Genomic DNA, 9,609 nt, shown 5'->3' on the forward strand with positions numbered 1-9,609 from the left:
ACGGGACCGCCCGCACCGCGTCGGACGCGGGGCGCACTCCGCCGGGGCCCTTCGCCCTAGGTCCACCGGACCAGACGACTGCCGTCACCGGCCCGATCCGCGTTGTCACGCCCCGCCGGTACCGTGAGGACATGAGTCAAGGTCCACGGTCCGGCCTCGCGGCGGTGAGTTCCGCGCTGCTGGCCATGAGCAGGCACCTGGAGGTGCGCGACGTCCTCAAGACGATCGTCGCCTCGGCCCGCGAGCTGCTCGACGCGCAGTACGCCGCCCTCGGTGTCCCCGACGACCACGGCGGCTTCGCCCAGTTCGTCGTCGACGGTGTCAGCGACGCCCAGTGGAAGGCCATCGGCCCGCTCCCGCGCCAGCACGGCATCCTCGCCGCGATGCTGCACGAGGCGAAGGCCGAGCGACTCGCCGACGTGCGCAAGGACCCCCGCTTCGAGGGCTGGCCCTCGGCCCACCCCGAGATGTCCGACTTCCTGGGCCTGCCCATCCGCGACGACGACGAGGTCATCGGCGCGCTGTTCCTGGCCAACAAGAACTGCCCGAAGCCGGACGGCGGTTGCGGCTTCACCGAGGAGGACGAGGAGCTCCTCTCGATCCTCGCCCAGCACGCCGCCATCGCCCTCACCAACGCCCGCCTCTACGAGCGCAGCCGCGAGCTGACCATCGCCGAGGAGCGCTCCCGGCTCGCCCACGAACTGCACGACGCGGTCGCCCAGAAACTCTTCTCGCTCCGTCTCACCGCACAGGCCGCCGCCACCCTCGTGGACCGCGACCCCTCCCGCGCCAAGGGCGAACTCCAGCAGGTGGCCGCGCTCGCCGCCGAGGCCGCCGACGAACTGCGCGCCGCAGTCGTCGAGTTGCGTCCCGCCGCCCTCGACGAGGACGGCCTGAGCGCCACCCTGCGCACCCAGATCCAGGTCCTGGACCGCGCCCACACCGCACGCGTGACCTTCACCGGGCGCGGCTTCCGCGCCCTGCCCGCCGCCCAGGAGGAGGCCATGCTGCGCGTCGCCCAGGAGGCCCTGCACAACGCGCTGCGGCACTCCGGCGCGGACCACGTCGCCGTGACCCTGGAGCGAAGCGGCTGCGGAGCGGTCCTGCGGATCACCGACGACGGCAGCGGCTTCGAACCCCAGTCGATCCGACGCGCGGGGCGCCACCTCGGCCTGGTCTCCATGCGGGACCGGACGAACGGCGTGGGCGGCACGCTGACCGTCGAATCGGCGCCCGGAAAGGGCACCACGATCGAGATGGAGGTCCCCGGTGGCTGACGCAATCAAGGTGCTGATCGTCGACGACCACCAGGTCGTCCGCCGGGGCCTGCGCACCTTCCTGGAGGTGCAGGACGACATCGAGGTCGTCGGCGAGGCGGCCGACGGCGCCGAAGGAGTCGCCCGCACCGAGGAGTTGAAGCCCGACGTCGTCCTCATGGACGTCAAGATGCCGGGCATGGACGGCATCGAAGCGCTGCGCAGACTCCGTGAACTCGACCACCCCGCGCGCGTGCTGATCGTCACGAGCTTCACCGAACAGCGCACGGTGATCCCGGCCCTGCGCGCGGGCGCCGCGGGTTACGTCTACAAGGACGTGGACCCGGACGCCCTGGCCGGAGCCATCCGGTCCGTCCACGCCGGCCACATCCTGCTCCAACCCGAGGTCGCCGGCGTCCTGTTGTCCCAGGAGGAGTCCAACTCGGGGCAGGGGAGAGGCGGTTCGCTCACGGAGCGGGAGCGCGAGGTGCTCGGCCTGATCGCGGACGGCCGCTCCAACCGCGAGATAGCACGCGCCCTGGTGCTGTCCGAGAAGACAGTCAAGACCCACGTCTCGAACATCCTGATGAAACTCGACCTGGCGGACCGCACCCAGGCCGCTCTGTTCGCCGTACGCCACGGTCTGACGAGGTGAGAGGGGCGCGGCGGCAACCCGGAGCGTCCCGTTCCGGGCTGAGATTCATACCGTCGTGGGAATGTCCCCCGGATGGCGCATCCTTCGTGGATCTCCGCCGTTCTCCAGTGCGTGCCGCGGCGCCTGCCGCGGTGATCGCTAGGAGGGCTCAGAAGTGAAGAACCTGAAGAAGGCAGCGGCCGTGACGATGGTGGCCGGCGGGCTGGTCGCCGCCGGTGCCGGGCTGGCCTCCGCCGACGGTCTGGCGAACGGCCAGGCCGTCGGTTCGCCCGGCGTCGGCTCGGGCAACGTCGTCCAGGTCCCGGTGCACGTCCCGGTGAACGCGGTGGGCAACAGCGTGAACGTCATCGGCGTCCTGAACCCCGCCTTCGGCAACCTGGGCGTCAACGGCTGACGCACGTCGCTCCGCGACAGTGACCTCCGGCCTCCCGGGCGCTCCCGGGAGGCCGGTCTGCTCGTCACCTCGTCGGTTTGTCCCGCCAATGATCCGAACGGGCAGTCAAACGCGCATTCCCGTGCCGTTCCCGACGCCTTCGGCGTTGATCAGCGCACGACCCGCGGCCGGGTCGGTCACGCAATCGCAGGAGGAATGCTTCCCATGAACATCGCCAAGAAGGCCGCCGTGGCCCTGACCGTCGCCGGTATCGCCGCTGGCGCCTCCGCCGGTGCCGCTGTCGCCGACGCGGGTGCCGACGGCGCGGCCGTGAAGTCGCCGGGCGTCGGCTCGGGCAACGTCGTCCAGGTCCCGGTCCACGTCCCCGTCAACGTCGTCGGTGACAGCGTCAACGTCATCGGCCTGCTGAACCCCGCGTTCGGCAACAAGGGCATCAACGACTGACGCCGAGAGCACTGAGAAGGGCCCCACGAGTCAACGACGACTCGTGGGGCCCTTCTGCTACAGACCTGACGCTTCTGACCAGGGCGACGGAACCCTCACCGCGCCCCCTTCTCCCGCTCCTCCACAACGGAGTTGTACGCCGCGACCTGCGCCCGCCGAGCGGTCCGCTCCACCGGCCGCAACGCCCCCGCCCGCACCGCCATCTCGGACGCGCTCACCGCACCCCCGTGCCCGCTCTCGTAGGCCAGGGACACCAACAACCCCACCCGCTGAGCCAGTTCCAGCACCCGCACCGCCCGCGGCGGATACCCCGGCGCCAGCACCTCCCGCCCCCGCTCGGCCCGCGCCCGGTACGCGTCGACCGCCGCCTCGGCGACCGGCCCCGACCCGGCGACATCCAGCCGCGACAACACCTCCGTCGCATCCCTGAGCGCCTCCGCCAACTCCCGCTCGGCCTCCCCGAGCGAGGGCACATCGGCGGGCGGCGCCTCCCGCACCGGCAGGCAGTGCCAGACCACCTCGACATGGACGTCGCCTGCGGGACCGGCCTCGTACACCTCGGGAACGAGGCCCAGCGCGACGCCGTAGCAGATCACCGCCTCCTCGGCCTCCAGGGCCCGCGCGTTGAACTCGGGCGGGCCGCTCAGCCCCAGCGGGTGTCCCGAGGTGGGCAGCGCCACCCGCAGTCCGGTGACGCCGAGAGTGCGCAGCCGCCCCAGCGCGAGTGTGAGCCCGACGGGTGCCGACTCGCCCGGCAGCCCTTCCACCCGGTGCACGGCGTCCTCGCCCACGATGGCGAGGACGGCGTCGTCCGGTGAGACAAGTCCGGCCAAGAGGGCATTTCCCCAGGCGGCGAGGCGCCCTGAACGCGGTTCCGAAAGCATGGCCTCCAGCCTAAGGACCGGACCGATGGAATGGACCGCCCGGCCGGTGGCGTAGATTTCTTCGAGGGCTGCGCCTACCGGCGCACGCGACAGCCGAGACAGGCCGACGATGCAATGGGAGACAGCGCGCTCATGAGCGATGTTCTGGAGCTGGAGGACGTATCCGTGGTCCGGGAGGGCCGGGCTCTGGTGGACCAGGTCTCCTGGTCGGTCAAGGAGGGCGAGCGCTGGGTCATCCTCGGCCCGAACGGCGCCGGCAAGACCACGCTCCTGAACGTCGCGTCCAGCTACCTCTTCCCCAGCAGCGGCACCGCCACCATCCTCGGCGAGACCCTCGGCAAGGTCGACGTCTTCGAACTGCGCCCCCGCATCGGCGTGGCCGGCATCGCGATGGCCGAGAAGCTCCCCAAGCGCCAGACCGTCCTGCAGACCGTCCTGACCGCCGCCTACGGCATGACCGCCGGGTGGAACGAGGACTACGAGGACGTCGACGAGCAGCGCGCCCGCGCCTTCCTCGACCGCCTCGGCATGAGCGACTACCTGGACCGCCGCTTCGGCACCCTCTCCGAGGGCGAGCGCAAGCGGACCCTCATCGCCCGCGCCCTGATGACCGACCCCGAGCTGCTCCTCCTCGACGAGCCCGCCGCCGGCCTCGACCTCGGCGGCCGCGAGGACCTCGTACGCCGCCTCGGCCGCCTCGCCCGCGACCCGATCGCCCCCTCCATGATCATGGTCACGCACCACGTCGAGGAGATCGCCCCCGGCTTCACCCACGTCCTGATGATCCGTCAGGGCAAGGTCCTCGCCGCGGGCCCGCTGGAGCTCGAACTCACCGCGCGCAACCTGTCCCTCTGCTTCGGCCTCCCGCTCATCGTCGAGCAGGTCGGCGACCGCTGGACCGCACACGGTCTCCCCATGTCCTGACCGAACTCCCCTGAAAAATACGGGTCGTACGGGCATATGCGCCCTGTCCGCGACCGGACCCGCAGCCCTACCATGACCATGTGAACGACATCGGCGTATGGGTGTGGTGGCTCGTCGGCGCGGCAGCACTCGGGATCCCGCTCGTGGTGACCGCGATGCCGGAGTTCGGCATGCTCGCCGTGGGCGCCGTCGCCGCGTCGGCCACCGCCGGCATCGGCGGGGACCTCGTCGTCCAGGTCCTCGTCTTCCTCGTCGTCTCGGTCGCCCTCATCGGGGTCGTGCGGCCCATCGCGGCCCGGCACCGTTCGACACTGCCCCAACTCGCCACCGGAGTGGACGCGTTGAAGGGCAAGCAGGCCGTCGTCCTGGAGCGCGTCGACGGCTCCGGCGGTGGCCGGATCAAGCTGGCCGGAGAGATCTGGTCCGCACGCTCACTCGACACCGACCGCGCCTACGAACCGGGCCAGGAGGTGGACGTCGTGGAGATCGAGGGAGCCACCGCGATCGTCATCTGACCTCGCAGGACTCAACTGAACCGAACGGCACACGAGTTGCTCGACGGTCTGTCAGACTCGACCAGCAAGATCTTCAACAACCATAAGATCTTCCGAAAGCGCCGAGGCGGAGAAGGGTACGGGGAGCACGATGGAACCGGTCATCATCGTCTTGATCATCCTGGTGGTGTTGGTCTTCATCGCTTTGATCAAGACGATCCAGGTCATCCCGCAGGCAAGTGCCGCGATCGTGGAGCGATTCGGCCGCTACACACGGACACTCAACGCGGGACTCAACATCGTCGTCCCGTTCATAGACACCATCCGCAACCGCATCGACCTGCGTGAACAGGTCGTACCGTTCCCGCCGCAGCCGGTGATCACCCAGGACAACCTGGTCGTCAACATCGACACGGTCATCTACTACCAGGTCACCGACGCCCGGGCCGCGACCTACGAAGTCGCCAGCTACATCCAGGCGATCGAGCAGCTCACGGTCACCACGCTCCGCAACATCATCGGCGGCATGGACCTGGAGCGCACCCTGACCTCCCGCGAGGAGATCAACGCGGCCCTGCGCGGAGTCCTCGACGAGGCGACGGGCAAGTGGGGCATCCGCGTAAACCGCGTGGAACTGAAGGCAATTGAGCCCCCCACCTCCATCCAGGACTCGATGGAGAAGCAGATGCGCGCCGACCGCGACAAGCGCGCCGCGATCCTCACCGCGGAAGGCACGCGCCAGGCCGCCATCCTCACCGCCGAGGGCGAGAAGCAGTCCCAGATCCTGCGCGCCGAAGGTGAGGCCAAGGCCGCCGCCCTGCGCGCCGAGGGCGAGGCCCAGGCCGTCCGTACGGTCTTCGAGGCCATCCACGCCGGAGACGCCGACCAGAAGCTCCTCAGCTACCAGTACCTCCAGATGCTCCCGAAGATCGCCGAAGGCGACGCCAACAAGCTCTGGATCGTGCCCAGCGAGATCGGCGACGCCCTCAAGGGCCTCTCCGGCGCGATGGGCAACATGGGCCCGTTCGGCGGCGGTTCGGGCGGCGACGGAGGCAACTCCGGCAACTCGGGCGCCCATTCGGAACGCCGGGAGAAGCCGTCCATCGACTGACAGTCCTCTGCTACGACACTGGGGCCCACCTCCCGCAGGAGGTGGGCCCCAGTGTCGTAGCAGAAAGCCCTACGCGGCCGGCTGCACCAGCCACTCCGGCAGCGCGTCGAAGTCCTCGGTCCCCAGCGCCAGCAGCATCGCGTCCGCCGGAGTCGGCTCGAACGGCTGCCGCAGCAGCGGCATCCCCGCCTGCTCCGGAGTCCGAGCCGCCTTGAGGTGGTTGTCCTCCGCGCAGGACGCCACCGTGTTCAGCCAGGAGTCCTGACCGCCCTGCGCCCTCGGCACCACGTGGTCGACCGTCGTCGCCCGCCGACCGCAGTACGCGCACCTGTGCCGGTCCCGGACCAGCACACCGCGCCTCGACCACGGAGCTTGTCTTCGGAACGGCACCCTCACATACCTGCACAACCGGATCACCCGGGGGGCCGGTATGTCGACCTCGGCTCCGCGCATGCGCAGTTCGGGGTGGGCCTGCTCGACGACAGCCTTGTCCTGGAGCACCAGAACGACGGCACGATTCAACGTCACCGTCGACAGCGGCTCGAAGCTCGCGTTCAGCACCAGCGTGTCCCGCATCCAGCCCACCTCCCATGTGCAACCGGCCCACCGCGTGGCGGGCTTGGATCAACTCTGGCCGGGCACGCCGAGATGGACAACGCAATAAAAAATGCCCGCCTCTGATCAATTCCAAGACCAGAGGCGGGCAAACGTTCAATGAACGTCAGCCTTCGGCGGGCACTTCGTACTCACCGATCAGCTGGGCACGCGCGAGCGTGTGAAACCGCAGGTTGAAACCGACGACCGCCGGAGAAACATCCGAATCCGGACCCAGCTTCTCCGCGTCCACGGCGTACACCGTGAACACATAACGGTGCGGCCCGTCCCCGGGCGGCGGCGCGGCACCGCCGAAGTCCTTCGACCCGTAGTCGTTGCGCACCTGTACGGCGCCCTCCGGCAGCCCCTCGAACTTGCCGCTGCCCGCACCTGCCGGCAACTCGGTCACCGAGACCGGGATGTCGAACACCGTCCAGTGCCAGAACCCGCTCCCCGTAGGGGCGTCCGGGTCGTAGCAGGTCACGGCGAAACTCTTGGTCTCGGACGGGAAGCCCTCCCACCGCAACTGCGGCGAGGTGTTGCCGGCCGCGTAGACCTGAGCGTCCTTGAGCGTCGCTCCGGCCTCGACGTCCTCACTCGTCACCGTGAACGACGGCACGGGCGGGTGGAAGTCATGGGGGAGTGGTCGCCGCTTCAGCTCGGTCACCTCGGTACCTCCTGATCGGAATCTTCAGTACGTCCCGAGCCTAGAACCAGTTCCGCTTGCTGCCGACCTCGGACAGCCACTGGTTCAGGTACGCCGCCCAGTCGGTCCCCTGGAAGTCGTGCTGGCCCACCTGGAAGGACCGGAAGGTGTCACTGCCCTCACTGAACAGTCCCGGCTTCTTGTCCATCTCCAGGATGACGTCCATCGCGTTCTCGTCGGCCACGAAGCTCAACTCGACCTGGTTGAGCCCGCGGTACTGCGACGGCGGGTAGAACTCGATCTCCTGGTAGAACGGCAGCTTCTGCCGCGTCCCCCGGATGTGACCGCGTTCCATGTCCGCGTTCTTGAAGCGGAAGCCCAGCCGGATGAAGGCGTCCAGAATCGCCTTCTGCGACGGCAGCGGGTGCACGTTGACCGGGTCCAGGTCACTGGAGTCCACGGCCCGCGCGATGGCCAGTTCGGTGCTCACCCCGATGTGCATCCCGCGCAGCGCCTGCCCGTCGATCATCGTGACCGGCGTCTCCCAGGGGATCTCAAGCCCGAACGGCACCGCGTGCACCGCGCCCGCGTGCAGCTCGAAGGCGTCGCCGAGGCGCACCTTCGTGAACTCGATGTCCTGCTTGTACTCCTGGTCGCCGCTCTCCACCTCGACCTTGGCCTGCAGTCCGACCGAGAGCCCCTGGATCTCCTGGCTCACGGACCCGCCCTGGATCCGCACCTCACCCTGGACGACACCACCAGGAACGACGTTGACCTCGGTCAGCACCGTCTCCACCGAAGCCCCGCCGGCCCCCAGGCTCGCGAGCAGCTTCTTGAACCCCATGACTCTCCCTTTACGTATGGACCCTTGATCCCTACAAACGCGATCCGACCGCGACCGGTTCCGGCCCACACCCTGGCAAGCGGACGGAACCTTGACCACCCCTTGGTACAAGCGTGTCTGGACTACGCTCGGACGCCATGATCGCGCCCCCGGACCGTATGCCACTCCCCAGAGAGTTCTTCGACCGCCCTGTATTGGACGTCGCCCCCGACCTCTTGGGCCACCTCCTCGTCCGTACGACCCCCGACGGTCCGATCGTCCTGCGCATCACGGAGGTCGAGGCCTACGACGGCGGTAACGACCCCGGCTCCCACGCCTATCGCGGCCCCACGGCCCGCAACGGCGTGATGTTCGGTCCGCCCGGGTACGTGTACGTCTACTTCACCTACGGCATGTGGCACTGCATGAACCTGGTGTGCGGTCCCGAGGGCACGGCGAGGGCGGTGCTGCTTCGCGCAGGCGAGATCGTCGAGGGCGCTGAGCTGGCTCGTAAACGTCGACTCTCGGCCCGAAACGACAAAGAACTGGCCAAAGGCCCTGCCCGCCTGGCCACCGCGCTGGACGTCGACCGCTCCCTGGACGGCACGGACGCGTGCACCACGGCCGAGACACCCCTGAGGGTGCTGGCCGGTACATCCGTGCCCTCCCATCAGGTACGCAGCGGTCCCCGTACCGGAGTGTCCGGCGAGGGCGCGGTCCACCCTTGGCGGTTCTGGATCGCCAACGACCCGACGGTGAGCCCTTATCGGGCCCATACGCCGAGGCGTCGCTCAAGTTGACGCGTCTTGGCAGGGTGCGTAATGTAGCCCGAGCCGCTTGAACCGGGTACGGCAATCGCCAGCAGCCGGAAGCGGCCAACCCACTACCTACGACTCCCTCTCAGCAGGGGCGCATTCGGCATGCCTGCATGTCTGAATTCGAACCTGCGGAACTCGATTATGAGCTGCCGAGGGAATCGGCTAACGTAGTGAATGTCGAAAGGCCGACAGGCGAAAGCCCAAAGCGTTTGACAATCCCAACCGACAGGGAATCGGGACCGGAAACGGTCTGATAGAGTCGGAAACGCAAGACCGAAGGGAAGCCCGGAGGAAAGCCCGAGAGGGCGAGTACAAAGGAAGCGTCCGTTCCTTGAGAACTCAACAGCGTGCCAAAAATCAACGCCAGATATGTTGATACCCCGTCTCCGGTCACTTTGTGGCTGGGGCGAGGTTCCTTTGAAGAACACATACAGCGAGGACGCTGTGAACGGTCGGATTATTCCTCCGGCTGTTCCGCTCTCGTGATGTGTGCACCCGATTACGGGTAAACATTCACGGAGAGTTTGATCCTGGCTCAGGACGAACGCTGGCGGCGTGCTTAACAC

The 9,609-nt window shown here is 68.4% G+C and carries 12 protein-coding genes; 8 read left to right on the plus strand and 4 right to left on the minus strand.

Annotated features, from left to right (window positions below):
• The first annotated feature begins 131 nt into the window (after window positions 1-131).
• The 4 genes from AB0M63_RS31530 (at window position 132) to AB0M63_RS31545 (ending at window position 2,749) form a co-directional block, all read left to right on the plus strand.
• Window positions 132-1,277: a GAF domain-containing sensor histidine kinase gene (locus AB0M63_RS31530; protein WP_366021803.1), complete on the plus strand. Its 1,146-nt coding sequence runs from the start codon at window positions 132-134 to the stop codon at window positions 1,275-1,277.
• A complete protein-coding gene (locus AB0M63_RS31535; protein ID WP_033286423.1) occupies window positions 1,270-1,911 on the plus strand; it encodes a response regulator transcription factor in 642 nt (213 codons plus the stop codon). The genes AB0M63_RS31530 and AB0M63_RS31535 overlap by 8 nt, the downstream gene beginning before the upstream one ends.
• A gap of 154 nt (window positions 1,912-2,065) precedes the next feature.
• Window positions 2,066-2,305 (plus strand): chaplin, encoded by a 240-nt coding sequence (locus AB0M63_RS31540; protein WP_356059122.1) that lies wholly within the window; start codon window positions 2,066-2,068, stop codon window positions 2,303-2,305.
• 204 nt (window positions 2,306-2,509) lie between these two features.
• Window positions 2,510-2,749: a chaplin family protein gene (locus AB0M63_RS31545; protein WP_355922467.1), complete on the plus strand. Its 240-nt coding sequence runs from the start codon at window positions 2,510-2,512 to the stop codon at window positions 2,747-2,749.
• Window positions 2,750-2,844: 95 nt separating this feature from the next.
• On the opposite strand, the gene AB0M63_RS31550 is transcribed toward AB0M63_RS31545, so the two are convergent.
• Entirely contained in the window at window positions 2,845-3,633 is a 789-nt protein-coding gene (locus AB0M63_RS31550; protein ID WP_355922464.1) for a hypothetical protein, read from the minus strand.
• Between the two features lie 132 nt (window positions 3,634-3,765).
• On the opposite strand from AB0M63_RS31550, the gene AB0M63_RS31555 reads away from it, so the two are divergent.
• The 3 genes from AB0M63_RS31555 (at window position 3,766) to AB0M63_RS31565 (ending at window position 6,162) form a co-directional block, all read left to right on the plus strand.
• Window positions 3,766-4,557 carry an ABC transporter ATP-binding protein gene (locus tag AB0M63_RS31555; RefSeq protein ID WP_355922461.1) on the plus strand — a complete coding sequence of 264 codons (792 nt, stop codon included), beginning with the start codon at window positions 3,766-3,768 and terminating at the stop codon, window positions 4,555-4,557.
• Between the two features lie 80 nt (window positions 4,558-4,637).
• The gene (locus AB0M63_RS31560) at window positions 4,638-5,072 is read left to right on the plus strand and encodes an NfeD family protein (protein WP_355922458.1); all 435 of its coding nucleotides are present in this window, start codon (window positions 4,638-4,640) and stop codon (window positions 5,070-5,072) included.
• Between the two features lie 130 nt (window positions 5,073-5,202).
• Complete coding sequence (locus tag AB0M63_RS31565) at window positions 5,203-6,162, plus strand: SPFH domain-containing protein (RefSeq protein ID WP_355922455.1); 960 nt, start codon at window positions 5,203-5,205, stop codon at window positions 6,160-6,162.
• A gap of 69 nt (window positions 6,163-6,231) precedes the next feature.
• Here AB0M63_RS31565 and AB0M63_RS31570 read toward each other — a convergent pair whose 3' ends face one another.
• The 3 genes from AB0M63_RS31570 to AB0M63_RS31580 all read right to left on the minus strand — a co-directional run bounded on the left by AB0M63_RS31570 (window position 6,232) and on the right by AB0M63_RS31580 (window position 8,246).
• On the minus strand, window positions 6,232-6,738 hold the full coding sequence (locus AB0M63_RS31570) for an HNH endonuclease (RefSeq protein WP_355922452.1): 507 nt from the start codon (window positions 6,736-6,738) through the stop codon (window positions 6,232-6,234).
• A 145-nt stretch (window positions 6,739-6,883) separates the two neighbouring features.
• A complete protein-coding gene (locus AB0M63_RS31575) occupies window positions 6,884-7,423 on the minus strand; it encodes a YbhB/YbcL family Raf kinase inhibitor-like protein (protein WP_355922449.1) in 540 nt (179 codons plus the stop codon).
• 40 nt (window positions 7,424-7,463) lie between these two features.
• The gene (locus AB0M63_RS31580) at window positions 7,464-8,246 is read right to left on the minus strand and encodes a sporulation protein (RefSeq protein WP_355922446.1); all 783 of its coding nucleotides are present in this window, start codon (window positions 8,244-8,246) and stop codon (window positions 7,464-7,466) included.
• A gap of 137 nt (window positions 8,247-8,383) precedes the next feature.
• Here AB0M63_RS31580 and AB0M63_RS31585 point away from each other — a divergent pair, with 137 nt between their 5' ends.
• On the plus strand, window positions 8,384-9,025 hold the full coding sequence (locus AB0M63_RS31585; protein ID WP_355922443.1) for a DNA-3-methyladenine glycosylase: 642 nt from the start codon (window positions 8,384-8,386) through the stop codon (window positions 9,023-9,025).
• Window positions 9,026-9,609: the final 584 nt, after the last annotated feature.

This window comes from Streptomyces sp. NPDC051576, from assembly GCF_040681835.1.
Lineage (GTDB): Bacteria > Actinomycetota > Actinomycetes > Streptomycetales > Streptomycetaceae > Streptomyces.

Bases quoted from the DNA above. Each gene is read 5' to 3' on its own strand.
- AB0M63_RS31580 (WP_355922446.1), bottom strand. From the start codon at position 8,246: ATGGGGTTCAAGAAGCTGCTCGCGAGCCTGGGGGCCGGCGGGGCTTCG.
- AB0M63_RS31585 (WP_355922443.1), top strand. From the start codon at position 8,384: ATGATCGCGCCCCCGGACCGTATGCCACTCCCCAGAGAGTTCTTCGAC.
- AB0M63_RS31530 (WP_366021803.1), top strand. From the start codon at position 132: ATGAGTCAAGGTCCACGGTCCGGCCTCGCGGCGGTGAGTTCCGCGCTG.
- AB0M63_RS31545 (WP_355922467.1), top strand. From the start codon at position 2,510: ATGAACATCGCCAAGAAGGCCGCCGTGGCCCTGACCGTCGCCGGTATC.
- AB0M63_RS31570 (WP_355922452.1), bottom strand. From the start codon at position 6,738: ATGCGGGACACGCTGGTGCTGAACGCGAGCTTCGAGCCGCTGTCGACG.
- AB0M63_RS31555 (WP_355922461.1), top strand. From the start codon at position 3,766: ATGAGCGATGTTCTGGAGCTGGAGGACGTATCCGTGGTCCGGGAGGGC.
- AB0M63_RS31550 (WP_355922464.1), bottom strand. From the start codon at position 3,633: ATGCTTTCGGAACCGCGTTCAGGGCGCCTCGCCGCCTGGGGAAATGCC.
- AB0M63_RS31565 (WP_355922455.1), top strand. From the start codon at position 5,203: ATGGAACCGGTCATCATCGTCTTGATCATCCTGGTGGTGTTGGTCTTC.